Source organism: Bacillus sp. FSL R5-0286 (assembly GCF_038593245.1).
Taxonomy (GTDB): Bacteria; Bacillota; Bacilli; order Bacillales; family Bacillaceae; genus Bacillus; species Bacillus altitudinis.
On sequence record NZ_CP151977.1, the window covers coordinates 583,634 to 606,416 of the forward strand.

Here is a 22,783-nt window from a genome sequence, read left to right on the forward strand (position 1 = left end):
CAGTTAATTAAAGTAATTCATCCAAACGGTCGGCAGTTTCTTAGGAAAAAGGTGTCCGTAAGAACTTATTGTGAAGACACGGAACAATGTCCTGATCGTTCTTTTATTATTAAATAATCTTCCCCTTGATGGATAAGCAAAGCTACATGTGAATGCCTCAAGTCATGGAAACGGATAGCTCCACATGTCTTCATCGACACATCTGTTTTATTTTTCTGCTGAAAATATCTTTGGTAGGGGATCTATCTTTGTATTGAAACATATAACTTTCTTCTGATGGGACTAATAAATTCTTTGAACTGCTTAGATTTCATACAAAAAACAGTGCTGGAATGCCTACATTAAACTATTGTTGTGGAAGGTGAAAGGGTCAGGGGTTTTTCTGAGTACAGATATACCTTTTATAAAACGAGGTACTGCCGAATGACCAAGAACAAGTGTATACGGAGAAACGCAGCAAAAAAGGGTGTTACATCTTGTAGCATTCTTTTTACTTTTTATCTAAAAAAGGAGAAATATATATGTTAAAATAACTTTAAATTCCTTTTTTAGTTGGAGATTGCAATGTCAAATCTTGTTTTAAATACTTTCACTTCCTTTAGTTCTATTTGTTATCCAAAAGATCTGAAAAAGGCTGCTGGCTTAAATGCTGCCAAGTTTCAAATATATATGATCATCCGTATACCTAAGATAACAATAGATTCAAACTCCTTAAAAGTATTTAGAAGTCATATAGAATTAGTTTTGAAATTTAAAACAGATTTTGGTGCCTTTAATGAAACGATAAAATGTCAATTTTCTTGTGATCGTGATCATACTATGTTCAATTATGAGATTGATAAATTAGGGAAGACTTTAAAAATCAAAGATGGTACAGATGAAGTTACTTTTAGGGCATTATTTCTACAAGGGAAATTTTCAAAAGCTATTCCCGCTGAAGTGCTTTATATCGGAAGAGCTTATGGGAAAAATGGAAATAGAACAGCGTTTGATAGATTAAAATCACACGAATCTCTTCAAAGAATTCTTGCAGATCATACTTATGAAGAAGTTATTGGGGATATTGCTATAGCTTTATTTGAAATCAATGCAAAGTTGATTGGTGAATTCATAGATATGGCAAATCCTTCGGAAGATATCTTTAACTTAGAATCTGTACTCTTATTAAAGAATCCGATAGCTATGAATCAAGTGATTAATATTACTGAAGCTGCCTTGATAAATTTTTTTAAACCTAAATATAATGATATATTAAAGAATAACTTTCCAGACAAAACTCACACAAGTTATAATGAATCTTTTAAGTTAAGGTATACATCAGTTACTGTAGAAGTTGATCAGGAGACTTTAAATATTAGACTTTTCACTAAACATAATAAATATAGCCCTTACGATTTAATAACGTATGTTCTTACTCCATAAGTTATTCTCTATATTATTTGCACATAAAAAGGATGTTACAGATGTAGCACTCTTTTTTATTTTCCTTGAAAAGAAAAGGCAAATAGAAAGCGAGATTTTGAGGTGAGGGAAGTTTTGAAAAGTATTAATGAATAAGCCTGTAAAGTTCCTTGTGGGGGATGAAAATGAGCCGAATTATGAAAAAATCACTCATTCTATTTATGAAAGAGCAATTAGAGACACATTGTGTATAACCGAATCAATTAGGACGGTTTACTTAATTGTTATGTCTCGAATGAACATTGGTATTTGTTATAATGAATTGAAATAATATAAAATTATTCATATTATTTGATCTTGTTAGAAGGTTTTTGAGGGCTCCTAACATGGTTTCCTAACAAAGACTTTATTCACTTTAACCTATGTTGAAGCAAAACAACAAAAAATCTTGAGATTACTAGGGAAGCGCTAGAAAAGGGGATGCAAATACATGTCAATTTACCATAAAGTCATTGGAGAAGGATTTCCGATCGTGATATTGCATGGTTGGACACTTGACCATCAAGTGATGTTCCATGCATTGGAACCGGTATTTGAAAAACAAAGCGGTTGGAAGAGAATATACATAGACTTACCGGGGATGGGACGTTCAGAGGCGCATCCATCTATTCAGAACTCTGATGATATGTTAGAAGCGGTATTGCGTCTTTTGGATGAGCTGATCCCTGATGAACAGTTTATTGTTTGCGGTTATTCATATGGAGGATATATAGCTAGAGGTATCGTTCATTCACGCCGGGAAAACATTCGTGGGTTGCTGCTGATAGCGCCAATGACTATACCCGAATTTGATAAAAGAGTTGTTCCAGAGAAGACCGTTCTGAAAAGTGACAGTCACTTGATTTCACAACTGTCTTCAGAAGAGGCGGATGAATTTTGCTCCATGGCCGTTGTGCAAGGAAAGATGGAATGGGAAAGATTCCGCGATGAAATTTACCTTCCTTCTAAACAAACAAATCATGAATTCATCAATAACATTCTTCAAAATGGATATGGCTTTACCTTCGATATTTCTTCTGAATTTCAGTATCCTACGCTCATTATGACAGGGCGTCGGGACAATGTCGTCGGATATCAAGATGCGTGGCGGTTGATCGAAGACTATCCAAGGGCCACTTTTGCAGTGCTTGATATGGCTGGCCACAACCTGCAGATTGAACAACCCGATGTGTTTCATTCATTAGTCCATAACTGGTTAAATAGACTTGAGCCGGAAAATGTGTAGTATTTATCAATAAGAGTTTACTGGAGTGAGACGGAACTAGATTATTCTTTTTACCATCAAGCCACCTCTCTTATTTGAGTCACTATATCATGTGTGATATGCTTTTAAATCAACAAATTGCAATAATTTCCGATTCATGTTACAATAAGAATAATTATTTTTGTTCGGCGTAAAGGATAGCATGAAGAAAGACTTTTCGTCTTGAGGATACTTTGGGCAAGGATAGTATAATACATTGTGTGGTAACGCACTAGGAGGCAACAAACATGGAACAAGGTACAGTAAAATGGTTTAACGCAGAAAAAGGTTTTGGATTTATCGAACGTGAAGAAGGAGACGATGTATTCGTACATTTCTCAGCTATCCAAGGTGACGGATTCAAATCTTTAGACGAAGGTCAAAAAGTAACTTTTGACGTAGAGCAAGGTTCTCGTGGAGCTCAAGCTGCTAACGTTCAAAAAACTGCTTAATCTTCATTTTTTAAAACAGGTTCTCTGTAGAGAGCCTGTTTTTTTGTGTTTTCATTTATTTCTGCAATAAAAAACCCTACTCAGCGTACAAGTAGGGAGATGTTACAAGGTAATCGTAAAAAAATTCATGCTTCAAAGGTTTATCAACAGTATAGCATATTGGATTTACAATATGCGGAATTTGCTTAAATAAATTCTTTTTTCTTTACTGGTCGAAGATAGAGGGATTTGTTCGTAGAGAAAATGTATTCAAAAAATGGGGAAGCAGGTAGACAATATTAGCAGAAACTCTTGATTTGTTTTTCAGTGATTCCTTTGATGACTTCTAGCTCACTAATCAAATAACCATAAGCATCGTCGAGCATTTTCTTTTCGCTTGCATTCAGTTTTTTTTCTTTCTTCATTCGCATGAGATCACGTACCACTTCAGCGCCTTCTAGTATGTCGCCCGTTTTGATTTTGTCGGTGTTGATTTTATATCTCTCTTTCCATGGCAATAACTTATCTGATGTTCCATTTTGAAAAGTGTGCATAATGTTCTTTAAGGCAAGTATATCTGTAACAGGTCTTATTCTTGACCTTGACATCTTCCTTGTAGGAATCATCACTTTCATATGGCTAACGGCCATCTTAATGACATAATACTGTTGTTTTTCATCAGAGAATTCTTTTTCTTCTATGGCTTCAATTATACCTGCTCCGTGCATTGGATAAACAATGTTATCACCAATTTGAAACATATCATCCGCCTCCATATCATGTATCTACTTTAAGGGTACCACACTTAGAGGTAAAATAATCAAATTTTTAATGATAACATGTTTATTTATTTTTTGTCAATAAATTTTGTTCTGAAAAAGAGAGATTTTTTCATGTGAATTTCGGATGGTTTTTGATCATATCCTCAAGAATCCTTGCTACAAGAAAAACAGAATATCCACCATTAAAAAAAGACCAGCCATTGAGCTGGTCTTTCCAAATAGAATTCGATCATAATGTCGAAATATCAATCACAAACCGATAACGCACATCACTTTTGAGCACACGTTCATATGCTTCATCGACTTGGTTTGCGTTGATCATTTCAATTTGTGGTGCGATATTGTGAGCAGCTGCGAAATCGAGCATTTCTTGTGTTTCTTGGATGCCGCCAACGAGTGAGCCGGCGATGCTGCGACGTCCCGTAATTAATGAAAACACATGGAAGTTGTCTGGCTTTGGTGGTGCACCGACGTTTACTAATGTTCCGTCAACACGAAGTAAGGACAAATAGGCATCCACGTTGATATTGGCAGAGACGGTATTGAGAATGAGATCATATTGACCGGCTAGTGTCTTAAACGTATCAGGGTCACTTGTAGCAAAATAGTCTTTTGCACCAAATGACAGGGCCTCTTCTTTTTTATTCAAAGAACGACTTAATACAGTCACTTCTGCGCCAAGTGCGCGTGCAAATTGAATGGCGACATGACCTAGACCACCCATTCCGACAATCGCCACTTTTTTGCCAGGCCCAGCCTTCCAGTGTTTTAACGGAGAATACGTTGTGATGCCGGCACAAAGAAGGGGGCTGGCGACATCGAGGGAAAGCTGGTCAGGAATATTGACAACAAATCGTTCTGTCACAACAATTTTCTGACTGTAGCCGCCGTAAGTTGGTTCTCCATCATAATCCAGGTTATTATAAGTTTGAATGACTCCTTTCTTGCAATATTGTTCATCTCCATTTTGGCAATATTCACATGTACCGCAAGAATCGACAAAACAACCGACGCCTACACGATCACCAATGTTGAATTTCGTGACAGCATCCCCAACAGCTGAAACAACTCCAGTAATCTCATGACCCGGAACCATTGGGAAAATACCGCCGCCCCATTCATCAAAGGCACTGTGGATATCTGAATGACAGATCCCGCTAAACTGAATATCAATTAAAATATCATGTGGACGAAGTGCTCTTCGTTCAATGGTTGTCCGTTCAAAGTTTGCTTTTGCATGGGAAACACTTAAAACGTTTGATTGGTGCGTCTGACACATTCTTGATCATCCTTTCAAAAGTAAGATTCGGTCCTTCCTCTATACTGTACGTCTTAAAGTGAACTTTAAGTCAACATAGAACCCTCTGATCGCCTCAATTCAGGCTTTAGCATCAACCTTGAATCAAGATTTGAGCCAAAAGTATCTTGTCTTCTCGATAAAAATGGAGATGATGGGAAAAGGGAGATCGTCAAGTAAGAGAAAGAAGAGAAGGGTGAAAACAATGAAAATAGCACAAGCCGCCAAACAGCTCGATTTATCTACTGCTACGCTCAGGTATTATGAGAATATAGGTTTAATTAGACCGATCAGGCGTGATGAAAATGGTGTTCGTGATTATACAGAAGAAGATATTCAGTGGATAGAATTTATTAAATGTATGAGAAATGCGGGTCTGTCAATTGATGCTCTTAGAGAATATACGGCTTTATTTATCGAGGGAGAGGATCGTACATTGTCCTCAAGGAAGAGTATTTTGGTCAATGAGAGAGAAAGACTCGTAGACAAACAAAAGGAAATCGAAGAAACGATTAAACGGTTAGATTACAAGATCGAAAGTTATGAAGATATTATCCACAGTTATGAACAAAAACTAGTTCATCAATTAAAAACGAGCTCTATTTAAATGAAGAAAAACCTGTGACTTGTCACAGGTTTTGTGATGTGGTTATCTTTTTGTGTAACGCACCCAATTGTAATGAGCGTAAAGTGGAGTAACACCGTTGTAGGAGCCGAGCCATTCATCGACACCTGCACCATTCCATAAGTTCATCATAATCTTTCCAGGTGTTTGAGGGATTTGAGTAGTAGCCGTATGTTTTAATTGACCGTCCACATACCATTTAATTGAGTTAGGCTGCCAGTCAAATGCATACGTGTGATAAGAGTTTGCTGCATCAAAACCAAGGTTGACGATTTTTTCATGATTTCCGACACCATTGGTATAATAGTTAAACTGAACCTTTGTTGTATCTTTTCCTAGAAATTCGATGTCGATTTCATCCCAAGGCGTACCATCAGTCGGTCCCGTATAAGTAAAGAACGAAGACACGATCCCAACATTTTTGGCTGGTTTCATGTTTACTTCATATAGCCCATAGCCGTACGTTTGAACGGAGCGGTTTTCTCCGCAGTCAAACTTATTATACGAAGGACTTGTGAGCGATAATCGCATTTCCCCTAACGACGTCATGGAGACATTGTTTGCGCGCCACGTACAGTTAAACATATTTCCGTTCGAGTACCCATCGGCTTTTTGCCATAACCCGGTATTATAGTTGTTGAACGGTTCATAAAACGACCCACCCGTTTGTGCCGAGGCACTTGCAGCAAATGTGGACAAACTTAAGAATAATCCAGTGACAAGCAGCATCAACATTCGTTTTACACCGTAAGACATGTAGGCATTCCCCTCTCTTTTTGAAAGCGTTTTCTTTTTGATCATACATGATTCTCTCAAAATGGAAAATCGGTCTAAATAATGATAAACAGTGTGTTTTTTTAATAGAATGAAAAGAAAATTGATAGGTAAAAAATAATGATTGACAAAGCGGACAGTTGTCCGTAAGATAATACCGGTACAATTGTCCTAATGAAAATGAAAGAAATTTGATTTACACATAGAGATATATGCAAGGTGGATGAAGGTAAAGAAGGTGAAGCATCATGGAAAAGGATATTGGAAAGGAAATTGAAGAGGTCGCTTTTTCTTTGTTTCAAGAGTTTGGTGTAGAGAATGTCAGTATGCATAAAATTGCTAAAACAGCTGGTGTTGGACAGGGTACTCTTTACCGCCGATATGCCAATAAAAGTGATTTATGCCTTTCGATCCTTGGAGAAAAATTTGAACAACTGATCCCTGCGTTGCATCTTTACTTAAGTAAAATCAGTGATCAGCCGGTTCGTGAGCGTTTACGATATGTTCTTGAAGAAATTCATCTCATCGTCGGTCATCATTTAGATTGGATTCGCATGCTCACAATCTCTGGGAACTTAGAGCAGACAAGTAAAGTATATGATTGTCATTACAGTCAATCACTCAAACAAATCATTCGTGATTTGCTCGAGGAAGCGAAAGTAAAAGGAGAAGCGAACATACAAGACATTGAGTTGACGACATTATGTATGTCCTCTCCAATGACGCCTGAACTCATGTTCTATATTCATGAATCTGGCTACTCAATCGAAAAAATTGCACAATTCGCTGCGGAAAAACAAATTTTATCTGTTTTTCAACGACAATGAAGTGGCTCATTTCTGACTAGCCTGACTTCCTAAGATTGCTCAATATTGAAAAAGAAAAGGAGCCAACTTAATATGAACAAACAGCAAACAGCAGCTTCCGACATTCGAACGCTGCCCATTATTATTTCATTTATCACAGCTGGATTTATTGGACTGTTCAGTGAAACGGCACTCAACATGGCGCTGAGAAGTTTAACATTAGACTTTGGTATTGAAGCAACGACTGCTCAGTGGCTTACAACCGGCTATTTATTAACACTAGGGATTCTTGTTCCAATTTCAGGCCTCATTCTTCAATGGTTTACAACAAGACAGCTTTTCATAACTTCACTGGTCTTTTCGATCATCGGTACATTTATTGCGGCCGTTGCACCAGTCTTCAGTATTTTAATGGTGGCACGTGTGGTGCAGGCAGTAGGAACAGCTTTGCTCCTTCCATTGATGTTTAATACGATTTTGGTTATCATTCCGCCTCATAAAAGAGGTAGATCAATGGGGATTATCGGTCTTGTCATTATGTTTGCCCCAGCAGTTGGTCCAACGGTCTCTGGTCTCATTCTTAAATCGTTAACATGGCATTGGATTTTTTGGATTTCGCTTCCGTTATTAGTTGCTGCACTCGTATTTGGGTATATTTTTATGCAAAATATTACGGAACCCACAAGACCGAAAATCGACATTTTATCGATTGTGCTATCAACCATCGGTTTCGGTGGAATTGTGTATGGCTTTAGCAGTGCTGGTGAAGGCGGCGGCTGGAGCAGTATGCATGTGATTGTGGCGATTGTTGTAGGTGTCATTGGTATTCTTGTGTTCGCCCTAAGACAGTTAAACATGAAAGAACCGATGTTGAATTTAAGCCCATTTAAATATCCAATGTTTGTGATCGGGTTACTTCTGATCTTAGTGTGTATGATGGTGATGCTGTCTGCTATGATGATTTTGCCATTATATCTGCAAACGTCCTTGGCACTTTCTACATTTACAGCAGGTTTAATGCTATTACCAGGTGGAATTATCAATGGACTGTTATCGCCAATCATGGGTGGGCTTTTTGATAAATTTGGGCCGAAGTGGCTTGTCATCCCAGGCCTTGTCATCGTTGCAGCGACCATGTTTGGCTTCACGAACTTAAGTGTGAATACGTCCATCGGTTATATCGTGACGCTTCATATTACGTTAATGATAGGAATTGCGATGATCATGATGCCTGCCCAAACAAATGGATTAAATCAGCTGCCGCCAGAGCTATATCCACACGGTACAGCGATTATGAATACATTGCAGCAAGTGTCAGGAGCGATTGGGACTGCGGTTGGTATCTCGATCCTTTCATCAGGAGCGCGCAGTTTTATGGAAAATGTGGCTGATCCCGCAAATCCAGTCAATCAGCTGCTCGCCTTTACAAATGGCGTCCAGCATGCCTTTATCTTTGCTGTCATCATGACAGTGATTGGCTTGGTGATTGCTTTCTTTATTAAACGAGTGAAAGTAGAACAACAAGTATCATAATATATGAAAAGCACTGAGGACTTAGCGCCGCAGTGCTTTTTTTATTACTCATAGGGGTGAATGTTTGTTTCAAAGGAGCTGAAAATGGGGAGATAGATAAAAAGCAACGACTCTCTGACGACATTGAAGGAAAAGGCGAAATTCGTAACGAATGGATAGAGATAAAAGAATAAGATAGGAGCTGAGATCATGAACTTAGACGAACAAATTAAAATGGCTGAGTCATTGCGTCAACCAGCTGAAGATTCATTAGCTGGTCAATCAGAACTTAAGCCAGTCCACCCTCCTGAAGTGAACAAAATGGAATATGATATCCCAACGGGTGCTGGTGAAACAAAGGTGTGGGTATTTAAACCTGTGAAAACATTGAAACAACCCCTACCTGTTTTCGTCAATTTGCATGGGGGCGGTTTTATACTTGGAAGTGCTGAAATGGATAATCATTGGTGTCCGGTCATAGCAGATCGTGCGGAGTGTATCGTCGTCAATGTGGAATATCAGCTGGCACCGGAACACCCTTTTCCGGCCGCTCTTCATGAATGCTACGATGTGATGAAATGGTTATATGAACATCCTGATGAACTACAAATAGACCCAAATCGATTAGCCATTGGCGGTCATAGTGCAGGTGGGAACTTGGCAACAGCGGTTTGTTTGCTTGATATCCAAAAAGGGAACAAACTTCCGATTGTCTATCAAGTGCTTGACTATCCACCGCTTGATTTGGCTACTGATCCAGCACAAAAGCCAGCGTTTGAAGAAGCAATTCCAGTTGAAATGGCGAGACTGTTTAATGCCTTCTACCTGCAAGGTCAAGATCCGCACAATCCGCTCGTTTCTCCAGTCTTTGCAGAGAGAGAAGTCTTAGCACAAATGCCCCCAGCTCTTGTTATCACAGCTGAGAAGGATTCACTAGCTGAAGAAGCTGAGCATTATGCGGACAAGTTAAAAGAAGCAGGGGTAGATGTCACATACAAACAATTTAAAGGAGTCCCTCATGCGTTCACTCATGCCGGAGATTTAGAGATAGCTGAAGAGGCTTGGCATCTGATGAGCGATCAGCTTAAGAAGGCGTTTGAATAAGAAATATTCGGATATCAGTAAAAAGCACAGACCTTTTTGTCTGTGCTTTTTTTGTGTTCTTGCTGACGTCTTGAAAAGAAGTGTAGATACAACAATCGCAGCAGTCGATATAATAGTAAGATAGAAGACATCTAAAAAGGAGCTAATAGAATGAAAAAAGAGACACTACAGGCATTTTGTCTTTCTTTACAAGGAGCAACCCACGACTATCAACCTGAGTGGCAGGCAGATCGTTATCATGTAGGTGGAAAGATGTTCGCCATGATGGGGGGAGACGTCGATCGCAAGCCAGTCATCACTTTAAAATGTGATCCGCAACGCGCTGAAGAATTAAGAGAAATGCATGAAGGAATTATTCCCGGCTATTACATGAATAAGACGCATTGGAATTCTATTTATCTTGATGCAGATATTCCATCTTCATTTGTCGAAGAGCTAATTGAACATTCCTATCAACTGGTTTTTCACAAATTAACAAAAAAAGCTCAGCAGGCTATCCTCCAACATGATTCAAAAGAAACCGATTAAAAGCTGAACGTTCAGTTGTTCATGACTCTTTGAATCTCTTCAAAATTGACTAGAGTCACATGCTCTCGCTATACTTTAAACAGCTAGAAGATACGAATAGGGGGATATACAATGGGCTATACAGTCATTACAGGGGCAAGTTCAGGTATTGGGTATGAAACGGCTTTGGCCTTTGCAGCAAGAGGAAAAAATCTGATCTTAGCTGCACGCCGGCTTGATAAACTCCAAGAACTGAAAGAAAAGATTCTAGAAACATATCCCGATATTCAAGTGAAGGTCCAGTCTGTTGATTTAACAGACAGAGAGCAAGTGTATTCTTTCTATGAGTCATTAGCTGGTGATGAGCTGGATACGTTCATTAATAATGCTGGGTTTGGCCATTTTGGTTCAATAGGAGAGCAGGATGTGAAAAAAATTGGGGACATGCTTCATCTCAATATTGAAGCGTTAACAATTTTATCCACTCTGTTTGTCCGTGATTATGAGCAAAAAGCGGGGACGCAGCTAATCAATATCTCTTCAAGAGCGGGTTATACCGTCGTCGGCAATGCTGTCACTTATTCAGCCACGAAATTTTATGTGAGCGCCTTTACAGAAGGGCTGGCCCTAGAATTGAAAGAAAAAGGAGCCAAATTACAGGCAAAAGTATTAGCGCCTGCTGCGACAGAATCGGAATTTGCAAAGCGTTCATTAGATGTCGATCAATTCGAATATGAAGGCACTATCAAGAAATATCACACATCAAAAGAAATGGCAGCGTGCTTGCTTGAGCTTTACGACAGTTCAAAAACAGTTGGTATCGTTGATGGGAAGACATTTGATTTTGAATTGAAGGACCCCATTTTTTCACACGCTGGCACAAGCATGAAATAAAAAGTTCCAATCACTGAGGATAGATTCTCTTAGTGATCAGCAGGATACCGAGCCGAAAGATGTCTTGGATAATGTGGAGCACTGTCAACACATACTAGAATAGATAAAAACACCTACACATTAGGTGTTTTTTTTATACTTCTTTGATGAATGAAAGAATCGCAGGTCCAGTAGATGAGACTGCTGACAATCATGATCGGAAGGGATGTGGAGCTCTCAATTCCATCCATAACAAAAAGCATGACAATCATTGCTATCAGTAAGTAAGCCGCTAAATAAAGAGGATGAAAAGCCTTGGGCTGTAAAGAGAACAACAACTGTAAAGGTACCGCAAAGATGAAATAATAAACAAAAAAGATGGGAGTGTAAAACATCATAAACGCAGGCTCGCCCTGAATCGGTGGATATAAACATACGAACAAGCTGAGTAAAATGGAACTGAAGAATAGTGTGAGTAGGATTTTGTAAAATGGTTGAACGGAACGCACTGTATGTACTCCTTTTTTGTAAGATTTCCTATATTTTATCATAAATGGGTTGAGAACAATTTCTGAAGTCAATTTAGGTATTATGATATAAATAAATTTTGATAATAGTGTCCTTTTTCCTTTATTTGGTTCTGTGACTTTCACCTCATGCTGATGAATGAAGGAATGGTATAAAGTAAACCCTATAGACAGATAATTATTCATCACATTTAAGAAAAGAGATGATCTTATGAACGTAACAAAATGGTTTGGTGCTGCCCTTCTTTCTGTTTCACTATTGGTGACCGCAGCTTGTGCGAACGATAGCACTCAAGAGAATAATCAAATTAATCAAGAAAGCACTACCAGTGAAACAAAAGAAAAAAACACGGCTGTTGAGACAGGGAACAAATCTTTATCCAATATTAAGGTGTTGGCAACAGGCGGAACGATTGCCGGTAGTTCAGATAGTAATACAGATACGACTGGATATAAATCTGGTGCACTTGGAATCGATAAAGTCATTGCTTCCGTACCGCAGCTGAAGAATATTGCAAATGTTACGGGTGAGCAAGTAGCGAACGTCGGCAGTGAAAATGTGGATAACGCTCTTCTTTTAAAATTAGCGAAACGAGTCAATCAGCTTTTAAATGATGATCAAGTGGATGGCATTGTGGTGACACATGGTACAGATACATTAGAAGAAACGGCCTATTTTTTACATTTGGTTGTAAAAAGTAATAAGCCAGTGGTGGTCGTGGGTTCCATGAGGCCAGCATCTGCCATTAGTGCGGATGGCCCGCTTAACCTGTATCATGCAGTGAAAATTGCTTCGACAAAAGAAGCCAAAGGCAAAGGTGTAATGGTGACATTAAATGACCGAATTGCCTCTGCTCGTTTTATTACGAAGACAAATACCACCACAACCGATTCGTTCAAGTCTCTTGAGCAAGGGTACATTGGAGAAGTGGCGGGTGAAGTTGTCTCTTTTTATAACGAACCGACAAGAAAACATACAGCTGACAGTGAATTCGATATTTCAAAGCTAAAAGAGCTGCCGCAAGTGGATATCTTATACGGCTATCAAAATGATCAAAAGTATGTGTATGATGCTGCGGTTAAAGCAGGAGCGAAAGGCATTGTCGTTGCCGCCGCAGGAAATGGAACGATGTCAACAGAAGCGATCAATGGGGCAACAGATGCAGTGAAGAAAGACGTGGTGATCGTGAGGTCAAGCCGTGCAGGAAATGGCATTGTCACACATGAAAAAATGGATGATGAACATCATTTTGTCTCATCGGATTCATTAAATCCACAAAAAGCCCGCATTCTACTCATGCTGGCTCTGACGAAAACAAAAGATCCAGATAAAATTCAATCCTATTACGAGCAGTATTAAAAAGAAAAAGACCCGACGTATCATTGGGTCTTTTTTTATATGTGTACCTGATGTTCTGCCCGTTTTTTTAAAGAGAGTAAAATGTCTCTCCAAACATCATCTATATCAGTAAGAAAATGTCCTGCTTGCTCGATATAGTGCGTTTTGGCGTTTGGAATGTTGGGAGCCATTCTTTCTATCTCTGCAAAAGGGGCCATCTGATCCTCTTTTCCATGCCAGACATCCACAGGGATTTGTATATCTTTCATATCGAATGCCCATGACCGTGAGAGTAAATCTGGTTCATGAATACATTCATCAACCGATTGACGAGTAGCTTCGTATAAATGCATCATCATCAGCTCCAGTTGCTCATCGGTTTGAAGAAATTGCCGATCCGAAGGATGTAAATGTTTGTTCCCTTTTTTCGTTAGTTTCTTGAATTTCTCTGGTTTTTTTTCAATTAGTTTTTTCTGAGCGCGATAACTTGCCTTTAAGAGCCAAGGCATTCTTTTACTGAGGAAAAAGGCAATCTTGTTCTCTTTTAGCATACTTTTAGGCGGTTTACCATCCTGAAATGGGGTGGTACTTGAGACGAGAGCAGCCGAAAGAATGCGATCTGGCAATTGATAGGCACAACCAGCAGCGAATGCCCCGCCTCCAGAGACACCAATCACTGAAAAATGGGAGATGTCAAGATGATCGGCCACTTCCTGTACGTCTTTTGCCCAGTCTAAAATGGTACGGTTAGGTTGCGGATCAGATAAACCAAAACCAGGTCTGTCTAAAGAAATGAGACGAATGCCAAGCTCTTTTGAGATTGGATCATCATCTAAAAACATCACTCTCGATCCAGGTGTCCCATGAAAAAAGAATACTGGGAATCCTTCAAGATCACCGTATTGAGACAAACCAATATGACGTCCATCTTGCAAATGAATCCTGTCCATATGATCATCCCCTTCATCGTTTATCTAGCTTACATATTCATGCATGAAAGGCCGGGTTAAGGCGTTTCTTTCGCAATTTGATAGATTTTTTCGTAAAGCGATAATAATGTTTTTAGATCTTCTTTTGAAAGCTTGGCATAGTATTTTTGAATAAGATGTAGCTGAATTTTTTCAATATCTTTATGATAGTCATGGCCCTTTTGAGCAAAATCAACAATGATTTCTCTACGGTTATGTGGATTAATCTCTCTTTTCACATATCCAAGCTGTTCAAGCTTTGATATGAGCTGGCTAGCGGCACTAGATGAAATGGAGAAATAATCAGCTAGTTCATTGATTGTTCTCGTCTTCGACCGCAGCAATTCAAGTGTCAGTTCTTGTTTGCTTGTTAAATCTGCATACTCATTTTTTAAGAATCGTTGATACTCTTCTACATAGATAGAGCCTAGCGCGTTTGAGTACTCAATGATTTTTTTGCTGTAATGAATGATATCCTCATCCAATGACATCACCTCTTTTCTCCTATATTATATGCGATCTTAATATTTAAGTGAAGTTAAATGTTAAGAAAAATTAAATAAAAGAGGGATAGATGTGATGAGAAAATGACCTCTACCTCCACTTTCTCATCAACAATGGACAAAGAATACTTCCTGTTATCCCTAAGCATTCATAAAACATAGTTGGTTTGATTTTGAACATGTAGTAGGCTAAGGTGGCAATGAATAGATCATAAAAGAAAAACAAGTATACGTCCTTTTTGGTGATGGCATAAATGATCGTTTTGTTTGTTTTCACTTAGATTCACTCCTTAGGAAGTCGATGCCTTTTTCATTGTATTATGGGCGATCTCCATTTATAATAAAAAAATAAACCAACTGGTCGGTTTTATTTGTCCGTGTGAAGAAAAGCAAGGTAGAAGGGATTGTTCATAGATGACAAGTACACAAAGCGGGGCTGGAAAAAGTGAAAAGACGAAGCAGAAGATTGTCACCGCTTCACGTGATTTATTTGCGAAAAAAGGATATTCTGAAACATCCGTGCGAGATATTCTAGAGGCGGCTGAGATTAGTAAAGGCAACCTCTATCATCATTTTAAAGGAAAAGAGTTTTTGTTCCTTCATATTATGGAAGAGGATCATCGATTCATGATGGAGACGTGGCATGAAGAGAAACAAACGCTGCACCGGGCCATTGATAAGCTCGCAGGGTTTGCAGAGCTGCTTAGTCAAATGGGGATTAACTATCCTTTAATGAGAGCAAGTGAAGAATTCTGTGCCAGTGCATTTACATCAGATGAAGTCATGGAGCGTCTGAACAAAATTGATGTGGACTTTGATGATGTGATGAGAGACATCCTGCTTGAAGGAAACGAAGATGGCAGCTGGTCGATTCAGCATGTTGAATCAAAAGTGAAAATATTACTTTCCGTATTCTACGGATTAGACGTGTTATATAGAAATGACACGATGCAGCAGAAAAAGGAATTACAAAAAGAGGCGATCTCATTGTTTATTCACGGAATCAACCATCATGAGTAACAAGTGAGTCAGTAAAGGGGAAACAAACATCATGCAAAAACCGATTCGTGAGCAAAAAGCCGTACTTGTTATTTTATTAAGTAATATATTTATTGCGTTTTTAGGTATCGGTCTGATTATACCTGTCATGCCGCTCTTTATGAATGTCATGCATTTAACGGGCAGTACGATGGGATATCTTGTGGCGGCGTTTGCTGTTGCACAGCTTATCGCATCACCTATTGCGGGAAGATGGGTAGACCGATACGGAAGAAAGATCATGATTGTGTCTGGGCTGTTTCTATTCGCGTTATCAGAACTCGTTTTTGGCCTTGGGACACATGTTTATGTTCTGTATTTTGCAAGGCTTCTAGGCGGTATTAGTGCGGCATTTATCATGCCGGCTGTCACTGCCTATGTCGCTGATATCACAACCGTTCAAGAAAGATCAAAGGCAATGGGGTATGTATCCGCTGCTATTAGTACCGGATTTATCATCGGCCCGGGAATTGGCGGATTTATTGCAGAATATGGCGTTCGCCTGCCGTTTTTCTTTGCAGCAGGGATTGCATTTATTGCTGTGATTTCGTCTATGTTTATGCTGAAGGAGCCATTAACAAAAGAAGAGCGAGAAGAGCAAATGGATCAAGTGAAGGAATCGAGCTTCTTTAAAGACTTGAAAAAATCGATTCATCCAAGCTATCTCATCGCCTTCATCATTGTCTTTGTGCTGGCGTTTGGACTATCTGCATATGAAACGGTCTTTAGCTTGTTTACAAATCACAAGTTTGGATTTGGTCCGAAGGATATTGCGATTATCATTACCGTCAGTTCAATTGTAGCCGTCATCATCCAAGTCCTCGTGTTTGGTAAAATGGTGAATGCGCTTGGGGAGAAACGAGTTATTCAACTATGCTTGATTGTTGGAGCAGTTCTCGCTTTTGTTTCCACAGTCGTGTCAGGCTTTATGGTTGTGCTGATCGTGACGTGTGTGATTTTCCTTGCGTTCGATTTATTGCGCCCTGCACTCACGACCTTCTTATCAAAAATCGCTGGCAATCAGCAAGGATTTGTCGCAGGGATGAACTCTACCTACACAAGTCTTGGTACGATCTTTGGCCCGGCACTTGGCGGCATTTTATTCGATCAAAATATTCATTTCCCATTCCTGTTTGCGGGTGTTGTCTTATTTCTTGGATTGGGCTTAACCCTTATTTGGAAGGGGAAGGCGACAGAAGAGGCATCAGGAGAATAATGAAAAGCAGATACTACCAATGCTTGTGTCTAGTGAGGAAATAATCCTTTTCCTAAAAAATCCTGTTGATAATTTACTAGTAGATTAAAAAATAAAGTAATAAAATGGAACACCAAAGATTTATTCAAAAATCTTTATTGAAAAAAGTGAGACCTTTTTTAGGTCTCTTTTTTTAAGGCTGCGGCTTCAGGTGATTCAGTGCCTGCGCCAGTTTTTGATTTTGTTGCTTTTTGTAAAACAGAAAGGCGATGATATGGCCTATTAATGTGAGAAAGGCTATACCGATAAAATAAGGCATGATCCATTCGAGCAGTGTAGTCGAATATAAAGCGACGGCTCCTACTTGAAACCCTAAATTGACGACAGTGGAGATGAGAATGTTGATGGGTGCTGGAAAGGTAAAGTAGTTCCATAGTAAAGGATACATGACCCCAAAGACGATGCCTGCCAGAGTACCGATGCCAATGATGTGCCACACGTAATGAAAAGGGATAGAGGATGACCATTGAGTGATTGACAGGATGAGTGTCAGCCATACGATAGAGACAAAAGCTGTTTGCATAAATTGATGTTTTAGTTCCTTGATCATTTGAATCGCTCCTTTATATATTTGGCGTAATGACGACTGACGGTGTAGCTGTTTTTCGAGATGGTTTCGACCTCTAAGCGAGCGTACGTACCAGCGACAAAGCTGTCGACTTGCGCTAAATTGAGAATGACTGCATTGTTGATACGATAGAAATGTTCACGCTCTAACGACTTCAGATTCTTCAGCCGTTTACTGAGAAAATACGTCGTACCCTGAGTCGTGATCACCTTTGACAGATGTCCAAGCGCAGAGATCGCTTCAATTTGTTCTAATGGTAAAAGAGACTGCCGATCATTTTTTGGATCTTTGACCGTTAGAGATGTACTAGTCTCCATCATTGATGCCATCTTTTGTAAACGTTCTTGATTATGTGGATGGCTGATGACGTCTACTTCCGTCACATCCTTTTCTTGATTCCAGATCAAACGAAATTTCATTCATAAACCTCCTCTCACAATGAGCATAGCAATAGATGAAAGCGAATGCGATTGAATGTTGCTTTGATGCAGAAGAATTCTTTTTGTTGCAAAGATTCACCGCGTGTCTGCGGCTTTCCTTTATAATGAAAAGATACTCGTTCGTGAATGGAGGAATGATGTTGTATCTTGTAGATCAACAAAGGACAGGAGCGGTAAAAGAGGAAATTCGGCGGATTGATCCTGCCTATCCAGTGTTCGTAGATGCGATACTCGATGGCGTGATACAAGGAGATTTATATGTGGATCACCGAGATCACCCGTGTGTCTATTTTGCAGGGACAACAACCGGCATTTATTATGTCGCAGGCAAGACAGAAGCAGCACTCTCATTATGTTCAACGTTCATTGTGGATGTTTATAAAAAGCAGAAAAGAGAGAACGGACGTTTCACTTTGTTTTCAGCAAATCCAGCATCAGATGAGATGATGAAAAAATGCTTCGGTTCCCAACTGAATGAAATGCAAAGACATACGTATTCTTATGACTTGACCTCTCCTGATCTGATTGTGCCTAATCAAGACGAAATGATCAAACGCACGAATGAACAAGTCATTGCCGCAAGCAAAGTATTCCCATCCAGCTATTATGAAGCATATTGGGGAGGAGTAGATCACTTTTTATCTAATGGCATCGGAGTTGCCATCTTAAATGGTGAAGATGTGGTCAGTGAATGTGTCTCTATTTTTTTAAGTGAAAAACGTGTGGAAATCGATATTTGGACAGATGAAGCCTGCCGTGGAAAAGGGTTGGCTTTGTTAGCAGCTCAGCAAATGATCAGCATCTGTGTTGAAAAAGGGAAGACACCGCATTGGGATTGCGATGTCCATCATGCAGCCTCGGCCAAATTGGCAGAGAAGCTAGGTTTTCATTGGACAAAGACGTATCGTTTATTTTATGCCTCACGCTGAAAAGGTTTTGAGATACCAAGCATCCATGGCAGAATGCTCTGAGCCTTCAATCGGTGCAGGAAGAAGAGAGAAGTCATACCGTTGATAAAGACCAGTAGCAGCTGTTAATTCACTGCGGGTTTCTAAATAACAAGCATCGTAGTATGTAGCAGCATATTGCAGGGCCATATCCATCAGTTTCTTGCCCGCACCTTTGCCTTGTGCTTTTGGGCTTAAATAAAGCTTTTGCAGCTCACAAATGCCATCTGTGAAAGGGGCAATGCCAACGCCACCAACAATTTCACCATGTTCTTCGGCAATCCAATAGGCTGCATGAGTCAATGATTGATAGTAATCGAAAAGCTGATCAAGGTGTGGGTCTGTGTAGGCTGTACCTTCAATCGCAAGATTCGCTGATTCTAATGACTGGCGGATAATGGCCGCGATAAAAGGATTGTCCTGCTTTTGAATCGGTCTAATATTCATTGGAAAAACCTCCGTTGTCATAGGATAAAAAAGAAAAGGAGTTGATGCGATATGTTCTGGCTACAAACCGCTATTTTTACTGTCATTGTACTCTGTCTCTCGTGGTGGGCAGGAAAAAGACGCAGGCATCGCCATGCCGGGCTGATTGTTCCGATATGTATCACCTTGTTTGGATTGCTGTTATTGATCGGCAGTTTCTTCATTGGCAGATGGGAAGGGATGGCGCTCAGCATATCAAGCGTCTCTATCGTTCTCTCTTCTATCATTTGTTTGATCATCGTTACAGGGGTTCATTTGTTTAAAAAAGATGACCCATCGTAGGCTGGGACATCTTTATGATTTGATTCTATCGTATTCCTCACGAAGGATGCCCATCATGATGACATCCGAATAAGCACCGTTGAAATAGAGCGCTTGACGTCTTTTTCCTTCATATTGAAATCCGGCTTTCTCATAGCTTCGAAAGGCTCGTGGGTTATGGGAAAAAACTTCAAGCTCAAGCCGATTGAGTTCTAACGTCTCAAAGGCAAATGTTTGGACCATCCGAACAGCCTCAGTGCCATATCCTTTGTGAAAATGCTCTGGACCATGTAGCGCAATGCGGAAACTTGCCGTATGGTTTATCGGATCAATATCCACAATCGCCGCATCCCCGATCATTTCTTTCGTGTCTAGCAGACAAATGGCAAAGTCTCGTCTACTGTCATCCAGCAGAAAACGGGTATAGGCTGAACGAATTTCTTCTAGTGTGAACGTTTTGCGTGTGCCAGTCATATAAAGTGTTTCTGCATGCTGGCATCCCCTATGAATACCAGGATAATCTTTTTCTTCAATCGGTCTCAAAAATAATCGAGTCATGATGGATCAGCCTCCTCTATATATCGGGAGATTTCAATTAAGTTCATATCAGGATCACGGATATAAATGGATTCAATCGGACCTAATGCACCAGAACGTCTGACCGGACCTTCTTCAATTGGAACAACCTGCTTTCTAAGATGAAGCAATAAACTGTCTATATCTAAATCGGTGATAAAACACAAGTCAGCAGATCCAGGCTGGGGATGAGCAGCTTTTGGTTCAAATTCATGACCCGCTTCATGAAGGTTAATCTTTTGTAAGCCAAAACGAAGGGCTTTACGGCCTTCTCCAAAAGTTTCTTCCTTCATTCCTAATACGTTTGTATAAAAGCGAATGGTTTCCTCCATATGTTGAACAGTCAACACGATATGATCAAGTCGTCGTATCATCAGTCTCTCCTCCAAGTATGATCATTGTCTGAACTGCTTCTATTATATCATCCCTTGAAGAAGATACCTTATTTGATCACGGTTTTATAACTCCAGCTTTCTAGGGACATCTCTTCTCCGTGCAGTACTCTCTCATCAAACTCCGTCCACCCATTTTTTCGATAGAAATGACGATTGGCCTCGTTGTGTGTAATCAGTGTGAACAGTCCGCCGCCTTGCCGGGCGATAAAGGGGAAAAGACATTGCTTTAACATACGGCTTCCAAGTTTTTTTCCTTGTTGGTCTTTTGCAACGACAAGAGCTTCTAAATACCAGTAAGGTTTCTTTAAGGAAGAACACGCTTTTTTTGCCTCCTTTAACATACGGAACACATGCTGAATCGCCGATATGCCGCCAGTAAAGAGCAGCTTTAAGCCACCAGATAACACATAATCCATGAGTCCTGGTTCAGGAAGACGGGGATGTTTTAACAGGGCGGCAGACACAATTTTCTCGTTCTCAACCCCGACCAAACAGATTTGATGCTGAAAATATACCCTTGTATTGATCAAATGCAGCTGACGGGCGAAAGCAGCACGCTTGGTAACCTTTTCGCATAATAAATCAAAAAATGAATAGTTCTGAAATGAATCATCTAACAACGCTGCCACTTGAGGCAGTTCATCCTCTCTAGCAAGTCTGAATTGAAGCATATGATGGCCCTCCTTTTTTGAACAGATATAGATTATTGAACATATGTCTATTATAATAAGAGGAAAATAAACCGAACATCGGCAATGAATGATCTCTTGTTCATAAATAGACAGGTATAGCCAGATTGTTCAAAAATGGAGGGTGTTTGATGAAGGACAGACGAACAATCAAAACCAAAAAGGCGATACGGGAAAGCTTTCTTGAGCTTTTAAAGGAAAAAGATGTTCAACAAATTACAGTATCAGAGCTATCTAGAAGAGCGGATTTAGGAAGAGGGACCTTTTATTTGCACTACCAAGATGTATTTGATTTGCATGAACAGCTTGAGAAGGAACTATTCGATCAGCTTGGCGGACTATACGATGAATCGTTTCCAAGCCAGGACCCGCTTGATATGCTGTCCTTTTTAAACAAAACAACTGAGTATTTAAAAGAAAAACAATTCATGATGACGTTATTTGTCAAACCGAATAGCCCAACGACGAATCAATTTAAATCGTTTTTTAAAGAAAAAATCATGAAAGAGTGGCAGCTTGATCAGCGTCAAATTACGGAGCATGAACAGATTGTGGCCTCATTTGTTGTGTCTGGTGTTGTTGGTGTACTGGAGGAATGGATTCATGAAGGGATGACAGTCGAAGCGGGGCAGCTTGCACACATCTTGTACAAGCTTCTCATGAAGGTAGAACAGGAATCGTAAGAAACGAATTAATCATATACTCTTTTTCTTTCCTGTCTGTTAAGATAAGAATGTATGTTCTTAATTGAAGTGGGGAGTGGTGAGATTGAAAAGGAAATTACTATTTTATGGGGCAATGAGCATTGATGGATATTTAGCAAGGGATGATCACCGTTTAGATTGGCTCATAGGAACAGAGGGCGAAGAGGATACGAGATATGAGGAATTTTATGCTTCAGTCGATACGCTGATCATGGGACGGAACACATATGAACAGGTTCTAAAGCTCTCACCTGATGGGTTTCCTTATGAAGACAAGACATGTTATATTGTTTCTCGCACTTTACAAGACAGTCATACAGGAACCCGTATCATTCGTGAAGATGTTCTCTCATTTATCCACAACTTAAAAAATGAAAAAGGGCAGCATATCTGGATAGTAGGAGGCGGGGAACTGCTTCAAGCATTATTAAAAGAAAAATTAGTCGATGAGCTGTATCTCCAAATCGCACCTGTCATGATTGGAAAAGGAATCCCTCTTTTCCCTCCAACTGAACAGGAATCTAGATTTTCATTACAACAAGTGAATCAATACAAACAAATTGCTGAAATGCATTTTGTGTTAAAAGAAGACCACTAAATCAAAGGGGTCTTTTTTTAATCAAACAAACACGTTGACAAGAAAATATCCTAGTGTTAGGATAAATTTATCCT

At 39.6% G+C, this 22,783-nt stretch carries 29 protein-coding genes and 2 pseudogenes; 17 read left to right on the plus strand and 14 right to left on the minus strand.

The genetic code is table 11. The annotated features are described in order from the left end of the window. Window positions 1-7: 7 nt before the first annotated feature. Window positions 8-277, minus strand: a pseudogene (locus NST24_RS02825) (tyrosine-type recombinase/integrase); the annotation flags it as partial. 53 nt (window positions 278-330) lie between these two features. On the opposite strand from NST24_RS02825, the pseudogene NST24_RS02830 reads away from it, so the two are divergent. The 4 genes and pseudogenes from NST24_RS02830 to NST24_RS02845 all read left to right on the plus strand — a co-directional run. Further along, window positions 331-505, plus strand: a pseudogene (locus tag NST24_RS02830) (hypothetical protein); the annotation flags it as partial. 59 nt (window positions 506-564) lie between these two features. Next, window positions 565-1,422 (plus strand): hypothetical protein, encoded by an 858-nt coding sequence (locus NST24_RS02835; protein WP_327878016.1) that lies wholly within the window; start codon window positions 565-567, stop codon window positions 1,420-1,422. 469 nt (window positions 1,423-1,891) lie between these two features. Then, a complete protein-coding gene (locus NST24_RS02840) occupies window positions 1,892-2,686 on the plus strand; it encodes an alpha/beta hydrolase (protein WP_327878014.1) in 795 nt (264 codons plus the stop codon). 266 nt (window positions 2,687-2,952) lie between these two features. Further along, complete coding sequence (locus NST24_RS02845; RefSeq protein WP_003214229.1) at window positions 2,953-3,156, plus strand: cold-shock protein; 204 nt, start codon at window positions 2,953-2,955, stop codon at window positions 3,154-3,156. A gap of 278 nt (window positions 3,157-3,434) precedes the next feature. Here the strand turns inward: NST24_RS02845 and NST24_RS02850 are convergent, their stop codons facing one another. Further along, window positions 3,435-3,896, minus strand: a complete 462-nt coding sequence (locus tag NST24_RS02850; RefSeq protein WP_047947007.1) for a CarD family transcriptional regulator — start codon at window positions 3,894-3,896, stop codon at window positions 3,435-3,437. 250 nt (window positions 3,897-4,146) lie between these two features. Then, window positions 4,147-5,196 (minus strand): NAD(P)-dependent alcohol dehydrogenase, encoded by a 1,050-nt coding sequence (locus tag NST24_RS02855; RefSeq protein ID WP_047947367.1) that lies wholly within the window; start codon window positions 5,194-5,196, stop codon window positions 4,147-4,149. Window positions 5,197-5,419: 223 nt separating this feature from the next. Between NST24_RS02855 and NST24_RS02860 the strand changes: the two genes are divergently transcribed. Further along, a complete protein-coding gene (locus NST24_RS02860; RefSeq protein ID WP_039169850.1) occupies window positions 5,420-5,821 on the plus strand; it encodes a MerR family transcriptional regulator in 402 nt (133 codons plus the stop codon). A gap of 42 nt (window positions 5,822-5,863) precedes the next feature. On the opposite strand, the gene NST24_RS02865 is transcribed toward NST24_RS02860, so the two are convergent. Beyond that, entirely contained in the window at window positions 5,864-6,595 is a 732-nt protein-coding gene (locus tag NST24_RS02865) for a glycoside hydrolase family 16 protein (RefSeq protein WP_268430869.1), read from the minus strand. A 266-nt stretch (window positions 6,596-6,861) separates the two neighbouring features. Between NST24_RS02865 and NST24_RS02870 the strand changes: the two genes are divergently transcribed. From NST24_RS02870 to NST24_RS02890, 5 genes are all read left to right on the plus strand, one after another. Continuing rightward, a complete protein-coding gene (locus tag NST24_RS02870) occupies window positions 6,862-7,440 on the plus strand; it encodes a TetR/AcrR family transcriptional regulator (RefSeq protein ID WP_039169846.1) in 579 nt (192 codons plus the stop codon). A gap of 72 nt (window positions 7,441-7,512) precedes the next feature. Next, entirely contained in the window at window positions 7,513-8,952 is a 1,440-nt protein-coding gene (locus NST24_RS02875) for a DHA2 family efflux MFS transporter permease subunit (RefSeq protein ID WP_058336370.1), read from the plus strand. Between the two features lie 189 nt (window positions 8,953-9,141). Continuing rightward, entirely contained in the window at window positions 9,142-10,035 is an 894-nt protein-coding gene (locus NST24_RS02880) for an alpha/beta hydrolase (RefSeq protein ID WP_019743361.1), read from the plus strand. 150 nt (window positions 10,036-10,185) lie between these two features. Next, on the plus strand, window positions 10,186-10,563 hold the full coding sequence (locus NST24_RS02885) for an MmcQ/YjbR family DNA-binding protein (RefSeq protein WP_159145438.1): 378 nt from the start codon (window positions 10,186-10,188) through the stop codon (window positions 10,561-10,563). A 111-nt stretch (window positions 10,564-10,674) separates the two neighbouring features. Then, window positions 10,675-11,436, plus strand: coding sequence for an SDR family NAD(P)-dependent oxidoreductase (locus tag NST24_RS02890; protein WP_342462293.1), 762 nt, complete (start codon window positions 10,675-10,677; stop codon window positions 11,434-11,436). 113 nt (window positions 11,437-11,549) lie between these two features. Here the strand turns inward: NST24_RS02890 and NST24_RS02895 are convergent, their stop codons facing one another. Beyond that, window positions 11,550-12,128 (minus strand): UPF0715 family protein, encoded by a 579-nt coding sequence (locus NST24_RS02895; protein WP_342462294.1) that lies wholly within the window; start codon window positions 12,126-12,128, stop codon window positions 11,550-11,552. Between the two features lie 25 nt (window positions 12,129-12,153). Here NST24_RS02895 and NST24_RS02900 point away from each other — a divergent pair, with 25 nt between their 5' ends. Next, window positions 12,154-13,302 (plus strand): type II asparaginase, encoded by a 1,149-nt coding sequence (locus NST24_RS02900; RefSeq protein WP_342462295.1) that lies wholly within the window; start codon window positions 12,154-12,156, stop codon window positions 13,300-13,302. 35 nt (window positions 13,303-13,337) lie between these two features. Here NST24_RS02900 and NST24_RS02905 read toward each other — a convergent pair whose 3' ends face one another. The 3 genes from NST24_RS02905 to NST24_RS02915 form a co-directional block, all read right to left on the minus strand. Continuing rightward, the gene (locus NST24_RS02905; protein ID WP_045035190.1) at window positions 13,338-14,231 is read right to left on the minus strand and encodes an alpha/beta hydrolase; all 894 of its coding nucleotides are present in this window, start codon (window positions 14,229-14,231) and stop codon (window positions 13,338-13,340) included. Window positions 14,232-14,287: 56 nt separating this feature from the next. Then, window positions 14,288-14,740, minus strand: a complete 453-nt coding sequence (locus NST24_RS02910) for a MarR family transcriptional regulator (RefSeq protein ID WP_019743356.1) — start codon at window positions 14,738-14,740, stop codon at window positions 14,288-14,290. A 103-nt stretch (window positions 14,741-14,843) separates the two neighbouring features. Further along, a complete protein-coding gene (locus tag NST24_RS02915) occupies window positions 14,844-15,029 on the minus strand; it encodes a hypothetical protein (protein WP_024719177.1) in 186 nt (61 codons plus the stop codon). Window positions 15,030-15,166: 137 nt separating this feature from the next. Here NST24_RS02915 and NST24_RS02920 point away from each other — a divergent pair, with 137 nt between their 5' ends. Both NST24_RS02920 and NST24_RS02925 read left to right on the plus strand, forming a co-directional pair. Further along, window positions 15,167-15,772 carry a TetR/AcrR family transcriptional regulator gene (locus tag NST24_RS02920; protein ID WP_113767297.1) on the plus strand — a complete coding sequence of 202 codons (606 nt, stop codon included), beginning with the start codon at window positions 15,167-15,169 and terminating at the stop codon, window positions 15,770-15,772. A 31-nt stretch (window positions 15,773-15,803) separates the two neighbouring features. After that, window positions 15,804-17,006 (plus strand): MFS transporter, encoded by a 1,203-nt coding sequence (locus tag NST24_RS02925; protein WP_024719176.1) that lies wholly within the window; start codon window positions 15,804-15,806, stop codon window positions 17,004-17,006. 172 nt (window positions 17,007-17,178) lie between these two features. On the opposite strand, the gene NST24_RS02930 is transcribed toward NST24_RS02925, so the two are convergent. Together NST24_RS02930 and NST24_RS02935 are read right to left on the minus strand one after the other, a co-directional pair. Further along, window positions 17,179-17,595 (minus strand): hypothetical protein, encoded by a 417-nt coding sequence (locus tag NST24_RS02930; protein WP_342462296.1) that lies wholly within the window; start codon window positions 17,593-17,595, stop codon window positions 17,179-17,181. Further along, complete coding sequence (locus NST24_RS02935; RefSeq protein WP_144668404.1) at window positions 17,592-18,032, minus strand: LytTR family DNA-binding domain-containing protein; 441 nt, start codon at window positions 18,030-18,032, stop codon at window positions 17,592-17,594. Before NST24_RS02935 ends, NST24_RS02930 begins: the two co-directional genes overlap by 4 nt. A 161-nt stretch (window positions 18,033-18,193) precedes the next feature. Between NST24_RS02935 and NST24_RS02940 the strand changes: the two genes are divergently transcribed. Further along, window positions 18,194-18,982, plus strand: coding sequence for a GNAT family N-acetyltransferase (locus NST24_RS02940; protein ID WP_144668464.1), 789 nt, complete (start codon window positions 18,194-18,196; stop codon window positions 18,980-18,982). Here NST24_RS02940 and NST24_RS02945 read toward each other — a convergent pair. Continuing rightward, entirely contained in the window at window positions 18,974-19,447 is a 474-nt protein-coding gene (locus NST24_RS02945; RefSeq protein WP_144668402.1) for a GNAT family N-acetyltransferase, read from the minus strand. The two genes, NST24_RS02940 and NST24_RS02945, sit on opposite strands and share 9 nt — an antisense overlap. Window positions 19,448-19,498: 51 nt before the next feature. On the opposite strand from NST24_RS02945, the gene NST24_RS02950 reads away from it, so the two are divergent. Beyond that, entirely contained in the window at window positions 19,499-19,768 is a 270-nt protein-coding gene (locus tag NST24_RS02950; RefSeq protein ID WP_024719170.1) for a YesK-like family protein, read from the plus strand. A 12-nt stretch (window positions 19,769-19,780) separates the two neighbouring features. On the opposite strand, the gene NST24_RS02955 is transcribed toward NST24_RS02950, so the two are convergent. The 3 genes from NST24_RS02955 to NST24_RS02965 all read right to left on the minus strand — a co-directional run bounded on the left by NST24_RS02955 (window position 19,781) and on the right by NST24_RS02965 (window position 21,389). Further along, window positions 19,781-20,305: a GNAT family protein gene (locus tag NST24_RS02955; protein ID WP_024719169.1), complete on the minus strand. Its 525-nt coding sequence runs from the start codon at window positions 20,303-20,305 to the stop codon at window positions 19,781-19,783. Then, window positions 20,302-20,697: a VOC family protein gene (locus NST24_RS02960; protein ID WP_008346708.1), complete on the minus strand. Its 396-nt coding sequence runs from the start codon at window positions 20,695-20,697 to the stop codon at window positions 20,302-20,304. Before NST24_RS02960 ends, NST24_RS02955 begins: the two co-directional genes overlap by 4 nt. A gap of 68 nt (window positions 20,698-20,765) precedes the next feature. Next, window positions 20,766-21,389, minus strand: a complete 624-nt coding sequence (locus tag NST24_RS02965) for a GNAT family N-acetyltransferase (protein WP_047947336.1) — start codon at window positions 21,387-21,389, stop codon at window positions 20,766-20,768. A gap of 149 nt (window positions 21,390-21,538) precedes the next feature. On the opposite strand from NST24_RS02965, the gene NST24_RS02970 reads away from it, so the two are divergent. Beyond that, window positions 21,539-22,090 carry a TetR/AcrR family transcriptional regulator gene (locus NST24_RS02970; protein ID WP_024719167.1) on the plus strand — a complete coding sequence of 184 codons (552 nt, stop codon included), beginning with the start codon at window positions 21,539-21,541 and terminating at the stop codon, window positions 22,088-22,090. 79 nt (window positions 22,091-22,169) lie between these two features. Continuing rightward, window positions 22,170-22,709, plus strand: a complete 540-nt coding sequence (locus tag NST24_RS02975; protein WP_024719166.1) for a dihydrofolate reductase family protein — start codon at window positions 22,170-22,172, stop codon at window positions 22,707-22,709. Window positions 22,710-22,783 lie beyond the last annotated feature (74 nt).

Excerpts from the sequence above, each read along its gene's own strand:
- NST24_RS02850 (WP_047947007.1), bottom strand. The coding sequence starts at position 3,896 with ATGTTTCAAATTGGTGATAACATTGTTTATCCAATGCACGGAGCAGGT.
- NST24_RS02885 (WP_159145438.1), top strand. The coding sequence starts at position 10,186 with ATGAAAAAAGAGACACTACAGGCATTTTGTCTTTCTTTACAAGGAGCA.
- NST24_RS02900 (WP_342462295.1), top strand. The coding sequence starts at position 12,154 with ATGAACGTAACAAAATGGTTTGGTGCTGCCCTTCTTTCTGTTTCACTA.
- NST24_RS02955 (WP_024719169.1), bottom strand. The coding sequence starts at position 20,305 with ATGACTCGATTATTTTTGAGACCGATTGAAGAAAAAGATTATCCTGGT.
- NST24_RS02880 (WP_019743361.1), top strand. The coding sequence starts at position 9,142 with ATGAACTTAGACGAACAAATTAAAATGGCTGAGTCATTGCGTCAACCA.
- NST24_RS02930 (WP_342462296.1), bottom strand. The coding sequence starts at position 17,595 with ATGATCAAGGAACTAAAACATCAATTTATGCAAACAGCTTTTGTCTCT.
- NST24_RS02895 (WP_342462294.1), bottom strand. The coding sequence starts at position 12,128 with ATGAATAATTATCTGTCTATAGGGTTTACTTTATACCATTCCTTCATT.
- NST24_RS02960 (WP_008346708.1), bottom strand. The coding sequence starts at position 20,697 with ATGATACGACGACTTGATCATATCGTGTTGACTGTTCAACATATGGAG.
- NST24_RS02950 (WP_024719170.1), top strand. The coding sequence starts at position 19,499 with ATGTTCTGGCTACAAACCGCTATTTTTACTGTCATTGTACTCTGTCTC.
- NST24_RS02920 (WP_113767297.1), top strand. The coding sequence starts at position 15,167 with ATGACAAGTACACAAAGCGGGGCTGGAAAAAGTGAAAAGACGAAGCAG.
- NST24_RS02910 (WP_019743356.1), bottom strand. The coding sequence starts at position 14,740 with ATGTCATTGGATGAGGATATCATTCATTACAGCAAAAAAATCATTGAG.
- NST24_RS02970 (WP_024719167.1), top strand. The coding sequence starts at position 21,539 with ATGAAGGACAGACGAACAATCAAAACCAAAAAGGCGATACGGGAAAGC.
- NST24_RS02905 (WP_045035190.1), bottom strand. The coding sequence starts at position 14,231 with ATGGACAGGATTCATTTGCAAGATGGACGTCATATTGGTTTGTCTCAA.
- NST24_RS02890 (WP_342462293.1), top strand. The coding sequence starts at position 10,675 with ATGGGCTATACAGTCATTACAGGGGCAAGTTCAGGTATTGGGTATGAA.
- NST24_RS02925 (WP_024719176.1), top strand. The coding sequence starts at position 15,804 with ATGCAAAAACCGATTCGTGAGCAAAAAGCCGTACTTGTTATTTTATTA.
- NST24_RS02835 (WP_327878016.1), top strand. The coding sequence starts at position 565 with ATGTCAAATCTTGTTTTAAATACTTTCACTTCCTTTAGTTCTATTTGT.
- NST24_RS02875 (WP_058336370.1), top strand. The coding sequence starts at position 7,513 with ATGAACAAACAGCAAACAGCAGCTTCCGACATTCGAACGCTGCCCATT.
- NST24_RS02855 (WP_047947367.1), bottom strand. The coding sequence starts at position 5,196 with ATGTGTCAGACGCACCAATCAAACGTTTTAAGTGTTTCCCATGCAAAA.
- NST24_RS02865 (WP_268430869.1), bottom strand. The coding sequence starts at position 6,595 with ATGTCTTACGGTGTAAAACGAATGTTGATGCTGCTTGTCACTGGATTA.
- NST24_RS02945 (WP_144668402.1), bottom strand. The coding sequence starts at position 19,447 with ATGAATATTAGACCGATTCAAAAGCAGGACAATCCTTTTATCGCGGCC.
- NST24_RS02935 (WP_144668404.1), bottom strand. The coding sequence starts at position 18,032 with ATGAAATTTCGTTTGATCTGGAATCAAGAAAAGGATGTGACGGAAGTA.
- NST24_RS02840 (WP_327878014.1), top strand. The coding sequence starts at position 1,892 with ATGTCAATTTACCATAAAGTCATTGGAGAAGGATTTCCGATCGTGATA.
- NST24_RS02860 (WP_039169850.1), top strand. The coding sequence starts at position 5,420 with ATGAAAATAGCACAAGCCGCCAAACAGCTCGATTTATCTACTGCTACG.
- NST24_RS02845 (WP_003214229.1), top strand. The coding sequence starts at position 2,953 with ATGGAACAAGGTACAGTAAAATGGTTTAACGCAGAAAAAGGTTTTGGA.
- NST24_RS02965 (WP_047947336.1), bottom strand. The coding sequence starts at position 21,389 with ATGCTTCAATTCAGACTTGCTAGAGAGGATGAACTGCCTCAAGTGGCA.
- NST24_RS02870 (WP_039169846.1), top strand. The coding sequence starts at position 6,862 with ATGGAAAAGGATATTGGAAAGGAAATTGAAGAGGTCGCTTTTTCTTTG.